Source organism: Vibrio gigantis (assembly GCF_024347515.1).
Lineage (GTDB): Bacteria > Pseudomonadota > Gammaproteobacteria > Enterobacterales > Vibrionaceae > Vibrio > Vibrio gigantis.
On sequence record NZ_AP025492.1, the window covers coordinates 2,328,055 to 2,341,810 of the forward strand.

The 13,756-nt window shown below is 47.0% G+C and carries 6 protein-coding genes; 2 read left to right on the plus strand and 4 right to left on the minus strand.

The window, feature by feature from the left end; genetic code table 11:
• Positions 1 to 16: 16 nt before the first annotated feature.
• Positions 17 to 1,522 (plus strand): inactive transglutaminase family protein, encoded by a 1,506-nt coding sequence (locus tag OCV56_RS10235; protein ID WP_086713688.1) that lies wholly within the window; start codon positions 17 to 19, stop codon positions 1,520 to 1,522.
• Between the two features lie 3 nt (positions 1,523 to 1,525).
• The gene (locus OCV56_RS10240) at positions 1,526 to 2,506 is read left to right on the plus strand and encodes an alpha-L-glutamate ligase-like protein (RefSeq protein ID WP_026084277.1); all 981 of its coding nucleotides are present in this window, start codon (positions 1,526 to 1,528) and stop codon (positions 2,504 to 2,506) included.
• 112 nt (positions 2,507 to 2,618) lie between these two features.
• Here OCV56_RS10240 and fdhF read toward each other — a convergent pair whose 3' ends face one another.
• From fdhF to mukF, 4 genes are all read right to left on the minus strand, one after another.
• Positions 2,619 to 6,848: a formate dehydrogenase subunit alpha gene (fdhF, locus tag OCV56_RS10245; RefSeq protein ID WP_086713689.1), complete on the minus strand. Its 4,230-nt coding sequence runs from the start codon at positions 6,846 to 6,848 to the stop codon at positions 2,619 to 2,621.
• A 255-nt stretch (positions 6,849 to 7,103) separates the two neighbouring features.
• Positions 7,104 to 11,564, minus strand: coding sequence for a chromosome partition protein MukB (gene mukB / locus OCV56_RS10250; protein ID WP_086713690.1), 4,461 nt, complete (start codon positions 11,562 to 11,564; stop codon positions 7,104 to 7,106).
• Positions 11,561 to 12,367 (minus strand): chromosome partition protein MukE, encoded by an 807-nt coding sequence (gene mukE / locus OCV56_RS10255; RefSeq protein ID WP_086713691.1) that lies wholly within the window; start codon positions 12,365 to 12,367, stop codon positions 11,561 to 11,563. The genes mukB and mukE overlap by 4 nt, the downstream gene beginning before the upstream one ends.
• On the minus strand, positions 12,348 to 13,685 hold the full coding sequence (gene mukF / locus OCV56_RS10260) for a chromosome partition protein MukF (protein WP_017055049.1): 1,338 nt from the start codon (positions 13,683 to 13,685) through the stop codon (positions 12,348 to 12,350). The genes mukE and mukF overlap by 20 nt, the downstream gene beginning before the upstream one ends.
• Positions 13,686 to 13,756 lie beyond the last annotated feature (71 nt).

Below are 13,756 nucleotides of genomic sequence, written 5' to 3' on the forward strand. Positions count from 1 at the left end.
AATAGTAGGGTAAGCTATGACGTCAAGAATTCCATTTTATATCTCTATATTCCTGCTTATCGTGGCAGGAATAACACTGAGTATGTTCAGACATACGACCTACGGTGTGCCTTGGACTCCAGGGGAAACCAGACAGGTTTGGGACGTTGAAGCTCGTATTGAGTTCAACGCAGTAGGCAAAGAAGCAAAAGTTTCCTTAGCGGCTCCTCATACTCAGTCTAACTACACACTTATCGGTGAATCGGCTTCATCTCCAGGTTACGGTATCTCTTACTTGAATACCGAATCAGGTCGCCGCGCAGAGTGGTCTATTCGTTATGCGGATGGCCCTCAAACCATCTACTACAAAACACAATTCCTAGTCGACAACCAAGCAAAAGTTGATGCTATCCCACCAGAAGGTGAAGTTGCACAGCCAAGCTTCGACGGCCCTGAAGAGGCGGCTTCTCTTGCATTGATTGATAGAGCGACAAAGCGTTCTGCAGACAACCTCACGTTTACCCGCGAGCTCATCAAAACACTTAACGATCCAGACAGCCAAAACTCAGCGCTGATTCTGAATAACATGACCAAAGTGGAAGCAACACACAAGCTACTTTCAGCGGCGAAAATACACAACAAAGTGGTTGGAGTTATCGAGCTAGAAGACGGTCGTCGTCGTCAGTCTATTCAAAACATGATTCAGATCTGGGATAAGGACGAGTGGATTCTGTTCTCTCCTGAATCAAGCGAACAACAAGTTCAACCAAACCTACTCATCTGGGACGAATCAAACGTTTCTCTACTGGATGTTGTTGGCGGTCAGAACAGTAAAGTTCACTTCTCTATGATTGCTCAAGAAGTTTCACCAACTGAAGCAACCAACAGTAAAGTCTCGGCGGACCAACTGCTAAACCTTTCAATTCACAGCCTACCGCTAGAAGAGCAAGCGATGTTTAAAACCATCATGCTGATTCCTATCGGTGCTCTGATTGTTGTGTTCCTACGTGTCATCATCGGTTTGAAAACGTCTGGTACCTTCATGCCAGTACTGATTGCAGTGGCCTTTGTACAAACACAACTGGTAACGGGTATTGTCGGCTTCCTACTTATCGTAGGTACGGGTCTAATTATTCGAAGTTACTTGTCCAAGCTCAACTTGCTGCTAGTAGCCAGGATCTCCGCCGTAATCATCACGGTAATCATGATTATTTCTGTGTTCACTGTGGTCGCGTTTAAAGTCGGTCTAACTGAAGGTCTTTCGATTACGTTCTTCCCAATGATCATCCTATCTTGGACTATCGAACGTATGTCTATCCTATGGGAAGAAGAAGGCGCGAAAGAAGTAATGCTACAAGGTGGTGGTTCTCTATTCACTGCGATTCTTGTTTACTTAGGCATGACTAACCCGTTCATTCAGCACTTAACGTTTAACTTTATTGGTTTACAGCTTGTTATTCTAGCGACCATCTTGCTACTAGGTAACTACACAGGCTACCGTCTAACTGAGCTTCGTCGCTTTAAACCGCTAGCGGAGGACTAAGTTATGTTTGATCAGTTTACTTCACCGTTTAGGTTGAAAGACAAAGGCATAATGGGAATGAACAAGCGCAACCATAGTTACATTGGTCGCTACAATGATCGTTCCAAGTATCCACTCGTTGATGACAAGCTTAAGACTAAGATCATCGCTGAGCAGGCTGGCGCTACTGTGCCAAAGCTGATTGGCGTTATTGGTCACCAAGCTGAAGTAAAAACAATCCACAAGATGGTGAAAGAGTGGCCGGGTTTCGTAATCAAGCCAGCTCAAGGCAGTGGTGGTAAAGGCATCCTTGTTGTGACTTCTCACAAGGACGGCGTTTATACCAAGCCATCAGGTTCAACTATCAATGAAGAAGACGTAGAGCGTCATATCAGTAACGCTCTTGCAGGTCTTTTCTCACTTGGTGGTAAGAACGATGTTGCGGTAGTTGAAAACCTCATCAAGTTTGATGAGTGTTTCGATGGCTTCAGTTACGAAGGTGTGCCAGATGTACGTATCATTGTATTCAAGGGCTACCCTGTGATGGCGATGATGCGTCTATCTACTTCTGCTTCTGACGGTAAGGCTAACTTACACCAAGGGGCCGTGGGCGTAGGTATTTGTATTGCGACTGGTAAAGCCGTTCGTGCGGTTCAGTTTGATCACCCAGTGACTCACCACCCAGATACGGGGAAAGAGTTGGCGCTACTTCAAGTGCCGCATTGGGAAAAACTGCTAACACTGGCATCAAGCGCTTGGGAAATGACAGGTCTTGGTTACATGGGTACTGACATGGTTTTAGACCAAGAAGAAGGCCCGATGGTACTTGAGCTTAACGCACGTCCAGGTTTGGCTATCCAAATCGCGAACGGTGCTGGTCTGCTACCTCGATTACACCATATTGAGAACCTTGGTACGCCGGCTGAATACCCGAAACCCGCAGAGCGCGTCGCATACGCTGCTAAGCAATTCGGCGTTCATGGTAACGAGATCGTTCCGAACTAAGCTATTTGCGGAATAGGTCACTTGATCCCTAATTAACGCTCAATAAAAAGCCGCATAACTCTGAGAGTTACGCGGCTTTTTAATGTCTGTCGCCTTAATCTAGTTAATTTGATTACGCCTCTGCTACTTCAACCTCAGGCTCACAAATGGGATCAATACGCACCGCCGCTACCTTAAACTCTGGGATCTTCGCGTGAGGGTCAGTCGCTGTGGTGGTCAAACGGTTAACCGGTGATTCAACGAAATGGAATGGAATAAACACCACACCCTTTTGCATTCGCTTAGTCACAAATGCCGCGATTTCGATTTCACCACGGCGTGTTGATACTTTTAGCATCTGACCATTCGAAATACCTAGCGCCTCAGCATCATGAACACTCACCATAGCACGCGGCCCCGCTAAGTTATCAAGCCCCTTTGTTTTACGTGTCATGGTTCCGGTGTGGAACTGTTCTAGAATACGGCCTGTCGTTAATACTAACGGGTATTCCTCATCAGGTAACTCAGCTGCGTATCTAAACGGAATTGCCTCCATTTGACCACGCCCACGAGTGAACTGAGTCTGGTGCATAATACGCGTACCATCAGGGTTGTTTTTATTGCTTGGCCATTGCACGCCATTGACCGTGATGTTTTCCCAACGTAAACCACCATATTGTGGCGTGACGCGAGCGATCTCATTGGTAATATCGGCAACAGTTTTATAGTCCCAGCCACCGCCCATTGCGTTTGCAAGCAATTGGATAATCACCCAATCTTCTTTCGCTTCACCGGGAGGCAACACCGCAGGATTAATACGCTGAACACGACGCTCGGTGTTAGTAAAGTGGCCAGATTTTTCAGCAAATGAGCAAGACGGAAGAACCACATCAGCATACTGTGCCGTTTCGGTTAAGAAGATATCTTGAACCACAAGAAAATCTAACGCTTCAAGACCTTCAATAACATGCGCTTGATTCGGGTCGCTCAAAACTGGGTTTTCACCCATCACGTACAGGCCACGTACATCTCTATGACACGCACCATCAATAATTTCAGTCAGCGTTAAACCAGTTTCAGCCGGTAAGTCAGAAACGCCCCACTCCATCGCAAATTTTTGACGAACCATTGGGTTATACACTTTCTGATAACCCGGAAGGTTGTTTGGCAATGCACCCATGTCGCACGCACCCTGAACATTAGATTGACCACGTAAAGGGTTAATACCACCGCCTTCGATACCAATGTTGCCACACAATAGTTGTAGGTTAGCGATTGAACGAACATTATCGTGACCCGTTGTGTGCTGCGTGATACCCATCGAGTAGTACACTGCTGTGCGTGCTGCAGTGCCGATCAATCGTGCCATCGCGAAGATATCTTCGGCTTTCACACCGGTGACCAGTTCCACTTTGTCTAGCGAATAGCTTGGTGACATGACCTCTTGAAGCAAGGTATCAAAACCATCAACACGGTCTTCGATATACTCTTGGTCATACCAACCGTGTTTGATGATCTGCTGCATCACACCATTAATGAGCATCACATCGGTACCCGGTCGGTGTGCTAAGTAAAGTTCAGCATGGTCTGCAATATCGATTCGTTTTGGATCGGCAACGATCAATCGTGCTCCACCATGCCTCACCGCCTGCTTAATGTGCGAGCCAATAATTGGGTGTGCCGACGTGGTATCTGAACCAATAATAAAGATCACATCTGAGTGCTTGATACTTGGAATATCATTGGTCATCGCACCACTACCCAACGATGCCTCTAAACCAGTAACCGTAGAGGCGTGACAAAGGCGAGCACAGTGATCGACGTTATTGGTGCCAAGTTCACGACGAATAAATTTTTGGAACGCATAGTTATCTTCGTTGGTGGTTTTAGCCGAGGAGAAACCTGCTAAAGCATTACTGCCAAAACCTTGCTTGATAGCCGTGAACTTATCAGCAATCAGTGTAATGGCTTCTTCCCAGCTAGCAGGTTGTAACCAGCCATCTTTACGAATTAAAGGTGTTGTAAGGCGGGCATCACTGCTGACGAAGTCGAAACCGAAGCGCCCTTTAACACACAACATACCCTCGTTAACCGGAGAATCACCGCCCTCGATATAACGGATTTTGTTCTTCGCTTCGTCAACATGCATGGTCAGCTTACAACCCACACCACAATAGGTGCAGATAGTGTCGACCTTTTTGAGAATGTCGGTGTCGCCTTGTTTTCTATCTCTTGCATCCACCATCGCACCAGTTGGGCACGCCTGAATACAAGAGCCACATTGAACACAATTCGAGTCACCCATTAAGGTTTTATCCGCCCCAAAGTTAGGGCGACATTCAGGTCTTGAAGCTGGCTTGCCATCAGCCTGATTCATAAAACTTAGGACGCCATGAACATTCTGTTCGCGACACGCTTGGATACACTGACCACAACTGATGCAACGGTTGGCATCAAAGATGATGAATTCAGAGCTATTGTCGACAGCAAACTTCTGCCTTGTCGAACCAACTTTGGATTCCTCTGCGCGAATAGCTTGCCAGCTCTCATTAGAAGCGACATCAATTTTGTATTCTGGGTGTGTTTGCGTCGCCTTGTACTCCGTTGAGTAATCTCGTAAGTCGCAGTTAGTGTTGGCTTGGCAACCACACTCTAAACACCTTGCCGCTTCTGCTATAGCATCAGCATTATCAAAGCCAGTTTCGACTTCTTCAAAGCTTTGCTCTCGCTGCTCTGGTGTTAGCTCTGGCATAATCTGACGGGCCATGCGCTGTATCGACTTATATTGCTCAGGATCGACCGCTTTGAGCTGCTTATGCTTTCTCGAGTTAAATGGTTTAGCCGGAATATTTTCCATATCACCGTTGAAGAATCTGTCGATCGCTTGCGCAGCAATACGCCCGTCTCCTACCGCTTCGACTGCAGTCGCTGGACCACGTCGGAAGTCACCGATACTAAAAATATTTCCGGTTCCCGTGTACATGGTTTGCGGATCAGCGTCCGCGGTGTTCCAACGTGTTAGTGGGATATCAATCTCTTCGTTATCCATGAAGCTTAAGTCTGGCTTTTGTGACACCGCAGCGATAACCGTGTCGAACGCTTCAACAAAGAACTCACCCGTTGGTTTTGGGCTGCGACGACCAGAAGCATCTGCAGGACCAAGTGCCATACGTTCTAATCGAATCTCAGAGACATGGCCATTGTCATCAGCAATATTCTCAGCCGGATTGGTCAAAAAGTGGAACTTCACACCTTCGTGTTCAGCTTCTTCGATTTCGTAATCTTCAGCTGGCATTTCATCTCGTGTACGACGATAAATCAACGTGGTGTCCGCACCGTCACGCACAGCGGTTCGAGCACAGTCAATCGCCGTATTACCTCCGCCAATCACAGCAACTTTTTTGCCCGTAGTGAAGTGTTTGTCAGTCACATAATCTTTCAGATAATCAACACCTAAATAGCAGCCATCAAGATCACTACCGGGATAATTCATCTCAACGGCTTGTGACGCACCAACCGCTAAACAAACCGCATCGAAATCACGACTAAGATCTGACAAGGTGAAATCGACACCAAGCTTCTTATCGCACTCAACTGCCATTCCGTTACGACACATCAGTTCGATTTCTTTATCTAGAATCGACTTAGGTAAGCGATATTCAGGGATGCCATAACGCAACCAGCCACCAGCTTTAGGCATCGACTCATAAACACTGACATCATAACCTTCATTAGATAGGTAGTAGCCTGCCGTAAGGCCTCCAGGGCCACTACCGACAATCGCAATGCTCTTGCCTTTGCTGGGTTTCTTCGCTGGCGTGTAGCTTTCTTGAGCAGCCAAATCGGCATCGGCTGCGTGTCGCTTGAGTTGGCGAATCGCAATAGAATCATCGACTAAGTTTCGACGACACTCGGTTTCACAGAAAGCAGGACACACACGACCAATCGATAGCGGCATTGGCAGTGTTTTCTTAATCACTTCGATGGCTTTGGTATGATCATTTTGCGCAATGTGATGTAGGTAAGACTGGATATCGACTCCCGCCGGGCAAGCGGTTTGGCATGGTGCCTCACAGTCAGCATAATGGTCAGTCATGATGCGGTTCAACGCTTGTTGTCGATGATTCGTTAGCTGTTTTGACTGAGTGGTAATATTCAGCCCATTAGACACTTCAAGCTCACAAGAACGGGTTACTCCCACACCATCAACTTCAACCACACACAAATCACACGGTACCTTGTCCGCTGTTTTATTCAAACCGCATAGAGATGGGATCTCTAAACCACATGTTTTTGCCGCTTCAAGCACGGTCTGCCCTTGTTCGACGATTCGAAATTTCCCATCAATGACGATTTGAATCATATTGAATCCTACCTTCCAGTTTGCGTTATAGCCACGCTCAAAAAATAATTATCGGCACGGTATTGCATGAGTGCCGCCACTCATCACCATACATTAATTGTGGTTTTGTGCGTGTGACTTCAAACAAGTTCTATTGAGATTAACCATAAGGCATGAGTGGTCTTATCAGTCGTTCAGAAAAAGTTAGATTCGAGGCATAAAAAAGCCCCTAATGATTAGGGGCTTTGAGTTAGTAGTAATAGGTCAGCTTATTGCTTATTGCTCAGCTTCCTCAATCAGCTCTTGCACTGGCGATGCAGGTTTGTTTTGTGCAAAACCACGTAGGCCAACAACGTGTACGTGTTCGTGATCTTTAAAGACCTTACGTACCAGTTTGTAGGTTGTACCCTTCTCTGGGCTGATATTCTCTGGCGCTGCAATCAGAAGCTGCATACCTAGACGGTCACACAGTTCAAAGAGTGTAGAGATAGACTTCGCATCCAGACGTGCTGCTTCATCAAGGAACAACAAGCGACATGGAACAATGTCTTTGCTACGAAGTCGACGAGATTCTTCTTCCCAGCTCTGAACCACCATCAGTAGGATAGATTGACCAGTACCAATCGCCTCACCAGTAGACAGTGCGCCCGATTCTGCTTGTAGCCAGCCGTCTGAACCACGGTTAACTTCAACACTTAGCTCTAAGTAGTTACGGTAATCCAGTAGCTCTTCACCCAGAACTTGCGGAGAACGTTGTCCCATGTCGATGTGTGGGTTCACACGTTGGAACAACTTCGCCATCGCTTCTGAGAAGGTGAAACGAGTCGTTTCGAACAAGTCTTTATGCTGCTCTTGTTGAGTCGCTAGGCCCGATAGCAAGATTTCGTGGCTTTCACGGATCTTAACGTTCAGACGTACGCCCTTAACTTGACCAAAGTAGATGTTCGACAAGCCTTGGTTTAGCATACGAATACGGTTCTGCTCGCGCTGAATCGTCTTCTTAATGATGCTTGCTACCGACTCAGAGCTGATCGCTAGGCGGTTTTCACGCTGCGTCAGTTCTTCAGTTAGTCGAGCTAGCTCAACTTCCATCTCTTCGATTGCTTCAACCGGATCATCCGTATGAATGATGTCTTGGCGAATACGCTCACGAAGGTGTTGGTAAACCGCGATGTAGAACAGAACCTTACGCTCTGGATGTGCGTTGTCTTCCGATAGGCGCAGCGAATCACGTAGGTCTTCATTATCAGCGACAGCCAGACGTAGCGCACCCAGTGATTTATCCGACATTGAACGAAGTTCGCCAGCCGTTAGGTAAGCCAGTTCACGCTTGTGTAAACGACGTTCAACGTCATTCTCACGAGCTAAACGCAGTACTGAACACCAACCTGCTTTTGCTGCAACCACGAAGGTACGAAGCTCTGTGTACTCTTTCTGTACTTTCTTAAGACGCTTAGCCAGTGCTTTCATCTCAAGTTCAGTTGAGGTAATCGTGCGTTCGTATTCGCTCTTGCGGCTACGAGACGTATGCAGACGCTCTTGAAGCTCGTCACGACGACGAACCGCGCGTTCTTCAGCGCCTTCATCAGCGTTAACACCGAACTCTTGAAGCTCTTGTTTGAACTCTTGAACCGTTTCTTGCTTCGCTTGGTGCGAGCTCTTCAGTGCAGCCAATACTTGGTTGTACTGGTTCATCTGTTCACGAGCTTGTTTCAGGCCATCACGACCTTTCGCTCTTGCTTGTTCCGCTTGAACCAGTTTCGCTTTCAACTGCTCACTTAGTTCGCTGCTCTTGTTAAGCAGGTCAACAGAGTCTGCGTAAGCAAAGTAGTGACGACGCTCAATCAGGTCAGACAGTGCGAACACTTTGCCTTTTAGCGTTTGTAGCGCGTTATCAGCTTGACGATATTCGGCTTCCAAAGCTTCAAATTGCTCAGGGTCAGCGTCTAGTGCAGAAACGATTTGCTCTAATGAAGTAAGCGCTTTGCCATGAGTGTTCAAGTAAGACTTCGCTTCGCTCAGGCGCTCTAGTTGTGCTTCTAATTCAGCGAGGCGCTCAGCTAACGTTTCGTCTTCAAGAATACGAACCATAGGCGCGAGTTTATCTAATGCACCAAGTGCCTGTTTGCTTTGTAGAAGCTGACTGCGTTGTTGTTGCTCTTTAGAGTTAAGCTCTGCCAGAGAACGAACAATTTGGTTACGCTTATCGCGAATAGACGCTAGCGCCTGCTCAGGATCAGCGTTGAACGCAACGTGCAGGTGCTTAGCAACAAAACTGTTGAAGGCTTGGTATAGACGATTCAGCTTTTGAGAGTCAAACGCAGCTTTCGCGTGGTTCTCAACCACAACGTCACGCTCTTCGCGCAATTTCTCAAGACGTTGTTCACGAGCTGCGCGACCAAACAGTGGGATCTCAGGGAAACGAGAGTAACGCATTTGGCGATCATTCAGTTGAACACACACCGCGCCTTCTAATTCATCGGCGTTGAATGAGCTGTCATCAAACGCGTCTACATCACCTTCTAGGATGTAAAGGTCTTCTGGACAATCATCAAGATCGATCAGCTTCTCTTTGATGCCATCAAGATCCGAAACCACAATCGCATGACGAGCCGGGCCGTACATCGCACTGAAGTAAGGTGCATCACCAATCGTGATGTCATCGTAGATCTCAGAAAGCAATACGCCCCCAAGGGTGTCCGCTAGGCCTTTCAGGCGAGGATCATTTGAACCACCAGGAGATGCTAGACGCTCAATTTCTTGCTCAAGTTCAGCTCTGCGCGTTGCCAATTGATCCTTAGCAACCGCTTGAGATTTTTCATCTTCAAGAACTTGCTGCATTTGCGTCATCACCGCTTGGCTATCTTCTAGCTCAGCTTCTGTTTGATCTCTTAGTGCTTCAAGGGCATCGTTTGCTGTGATCCAAGCAGGAGCAATAGACTCTAGCTTTTGAATCTCTTGGTCGTGGTTTTGTTGCACACGACGTTGTTCACTTTTCGCTTCACGCAGCTCTTCTTGAGCATACTCAAGCGTTTCGATCTGCATTGCATGACGTTCGCGTTCTTCGTCGAAAACCGCTTCGTCAGTCAGTGAAATGTTGTGTTGCTTTTGGTATTCATTCGCAAGCTCTTTTGCTTGGCGCTGCTGCGCCACATCACGAGCCATGTCGCGATGCTGGGCACGCCATTGCTGTTCGTTCTCAACAACATGTTTAGCGTTGCGGCCTTTTTCTAGAGCTTGCTTAGCGCTGTGAGACGCTTCTTTACGTTCAACGTCACCAACGATGCTCTTAACCAAAGACAGAGCTTTGTCGAACTGTGCAGAAGCTGCAGAAGACATGTCTAGCTTGTGCTTAGTAGACAGTAACGTCTGCGTGCTTGATTCTTCTTGTGCTTTTAGCTCAGAAACTAGAGTTAACGCACTTTCTGCAGTAATCGATTCATCACCCAATAACTGCTTGGTTTTCTCTAATGCTTGAACCGCTTGCTGGTATTGAAGTGCACGAGTCTGCTGAACATCCAACGCTTGTTGGTAGTCAGCAAGCTGAGTTTTCAGGCTATCCACTTCTTCTTCAGTAATGGTTGCCTGCTCTTCTGCAAGAAGTACTCGCTCTTGAGCTTCCTCAACCACCATCATCTGCTCTTCTAGACGCTCATTAAGCTCTTCTAGATCTTCGCTGTAGCGAGCAATTTTCTCTTGCTGACGAAGTGCAGTTTGTACCAATTGAAGATGATCCGAAGCTGCTTGGTAATCTTGCTCTAGCGCTGATTCTTGATCCACCAGCAGCTCGAGCTCTTCTTGAACACGATTCAACAGGTTGTTTTGATCAAGCAAAGTTTCGCGAGAACCAAACAGTTCCCCACGGAACTTCATGGTTTGATCTAACTTGTTACGACGATCGTTGGCATGGCGCATGTAGTCTGCTGCCACGTAATTCGTCGATTCAGTGATCAAGTGTTTGAACAAGTCACGATCCGACTGAGTTGTCTTGATCGCTTCTAGCGTCATGCGGTTCTCACGCAGTGCCGATTCCATATCTTGGAATGCTTTCTTCACACCACCATTTTGCGGCAGAAGGTAATCACGCAGAGAACGTGTAATCGCACTTGAGATACCACCGTAAAGTGATGCCTCAATCAGGCGGTAGAACTTAGAACGGTCGCTGCTATTACGCAGTTTCTTCGGTACGACACCGTACTCAAACATCTGTGAGTGGTAATCAACAATCGAAGAGAAGGCTTTGAAATGTGCGCCTTCGTATTGCGCTACCGCTGCTTTCACATCGTTCAACTGACATACACGAGCGTGGCTGTCTGAAACGTTTTGAATCAGTACATCCGTTGGTTTCACATGGCTAGGAAGGCCTTGGATAACAAACGGCTTGATGTCGACTTTCTTATCACGGCCCGCCACTTGCTGCAGTTTTACTGCAAACAGTAGGCGCTGGTTACGAGAGTTCACTACATCCAGTGCGGCATAACATGCGCCTGGCTGAAGCTTACCGTAAAGGCCTTTATCACGAGATGACTGTGAGCTACCCGCTTCCGTAGTGTTACGGAAATGCAGAAGGCTTTGGTCTGGGATAAGTGCTGTAATGAATGCCGCCATCGTGGTCGACTTACCTGCACCGTTACCGCCAGAAAGCGTTGTAACCAATCCATCAATATCAAAAGTACGCGCGAAGAAGCCGTTCCAGTTGACCATGGTTAATGATTGATACTTACCTCTTTCAATCATGCTTCACCTTCTACTTTTGTTTGTTCGCCGTCGTTTGACCCAAGGTCAAAGTCAGCTTGATCGTTAAAAATGTCTTGTTGACCGTTTTCGTCTACGTCTGCATCTACTTCTGATAAGGCTTCCGCTTGCTCTTCATTCAACAAGCTACCTTGATTAGGCTCTTGAGTATGCACCACAGCTTCACCGTCACGGATCAGACGCAGTTGAGCTTCTTTCATATCATCGCCAACACGTACGTCAGCACCAAAGCGGAATACTGCTTCGCTGATACGGAACTTGCCCGTCTCACCAATCGCAATCAGCATGCCGATACGGCGTAAACGACGCAGAGAAGTACGCACTTTTTCAAACAGCTTTTCTTTGTCTAAGTCAGAACCAGATGCGCGGTTGGTTGCTAGCTTCATGAGTTTTTTCTCATCTGCTAGAGCCATTAGCTCTTCGAACAGTTCTTGGTTAGTAAAGATGCCTTCGTGTGCTAAACGCTCTGGGCTTAGGTATAAGAAACACAGAACCTTACCAACAAGCATGTCTAGCTCAGACAACACACTACGGCCGATTAGCGACGTAGAACGCGGACGCAGGTAAAAGAAGCCTTCTGGCGCTTTCACCAGCTCGGTGTTGTAACGTTGGTAGAAATGCTGAAGCTCAACTTCAAAATCAGAAAGTAACGCGTGGTTATCTAGGTCTTCTGTTGAAATATGCTTACCTGAACGCAGCATGCTGTCTAGCGCAGGGAACAATGGGTTCGCTATCGCTTTTACCAGTTTCTCTGGCATGTAATCATCAGTACTTGTTAATGACATTTGCTTGTACCTTTGCACCGAAATCGTTGATTGCCTGCCAATCTGGCTGAATAGCCTGATAGTCAGACTCTGAGTAACCTAAGCGCACCGCTTGGTCGACAACAATTCTGGCTAAATCAAAATGGTGTGTGCGAGGGTGTGCTGCGAGGTAATCGCGTAGCACAAGGCCAAGATCAATTGGCGCACCTTGCTGTTTGTGAGCTTTCAACATCTCTGCAATTCGGTCTGAAAGCAGATCATTCACTTGCTCAAATTCTTCATATTCTACGTCGATTGGTGCTTGGCCCATTACTTCATCATCACGAAGTACCAAGGCTTCATCACGCAGATCGGTGAGCTTTTCAGCATCGGCGTAGGTCAGTAACCAAGGCGCGTCAAAGTAGTCGGTAACCGACTGACGCAAGCGTTGGCTAAAGGCACGGTTTTTATCCATATCAATCGCGGTACGGATAAACTTATGAACGTGGCGGTCGTAGCCGATCCACAAATCGATCGCTTGTTGGCCCCAACTAGTGATTCGGTCGAGCTTCATCTGCAAGCCAAACAGGGTTTCACCAACGAACTCGAGTTCATCGTCACCGTAAACAATTTCTTGAATATCGAGGATCTGTGTTTGCAGTTCATCACCCGCCGCTTGCAAGGTGTCTTGTAATTCTTTTAGCGTGGACGAGGTTTCTGATAGCAAGGTTTCACAGTTGTTGATCGCTTCTCGCCAATCTTTGTTTAAAAGGTCAGCAATTTGCTGCTTAACGGTTTGCTGCTGCTCATCCATAACACGTTGGTTAAGATCGATCTGATCGAAAATTTCACCAACAGAATACTTGAGCACGCCGTAAACGTTCTTTCTCCAATGTCCTGGAGTTCCACCTTTTTGCGCTGCTTCAATGGCTTTAGCCATCTCGTCTGCAACCATAGAAAGCTGGATAGACAATTTTAATTTAGAGAACTGACGGTGGCGTAAGTAATAATCTGAGATACCAATCGCTAATGGCGACAAACGGTAAATGCTCGCACCATCGGTGATTTCGCTCGTAAAGCGGCTAATCAACTTCTGTTTAACTAACTCGTTGATAGCGTTGTTGGCACGAAACGCAGATGCTTCGCCAGTATCTTCAAACAGTCGAGTGACGATGGTAAATGCATCGTGCAGTTCACCTTCGCCCAACTCTTCATCGAACCTTTCATTGCTTAGTACTGCGATAGCAATCAAAAATGCTAAGCGCTCTGGTGGCAAGTTTAATGAAAAATCATGCTGCTTGACCCAGCCCACCAACTCATCAATTGGCTGCTCTTCGGCAGTTTGAGTCATTTCACTCATTGTGGTTCCTGTTACTGTTCTTCGTCATATCGAACATGTTAGATATGACGCCTATTTCTTTATGACGCGGG

Excerpts from the sequence above, each read along its gene's own strand:
- mukB (WP_086713690.1), bottom strand. The coding sequence starts at position 11,564 with ATGATTGAAAGAGGTAAGTATCAATCATTAACCATGGTCAACTGGAAC.
- mukE (WP_086713691.1), bottom strand. The coding sequence starts at position 12,367 with ATGTCATTAACAAGTACTGATGATTACATGCCAGAGAAACTGGTAAAA.
- fdhF (WP_086713689.1), bottom strand. The coding sequence starts at position 6,848 with ATGATTCAAATCGTCATTGATGGGAAATTTCGAATCGTCGAACAAGGG.
- OCV56_RS10240 (WP_026084277.1), top strand. The coding sequence starts at position 1,526 with ATGTTTGATCAGTTTACTTCACCGTTTAGGTTGAAAGACAAAGGCATA.
- mukF (WP_017055049.1), bottom strand. The coding sequence starts at position 13,685 with ATGAGTGAAATGACTCAAACTGCCGAAGAGCAGCCAATTGATGAGTTG.
- OCV56_RS10235 (WP_086713688.1), top strand. The coding sequence starts at position 17 with ATGACGTCAAGAATTCCATTTTATATCTCTATATTCCTGCTTATCGTG.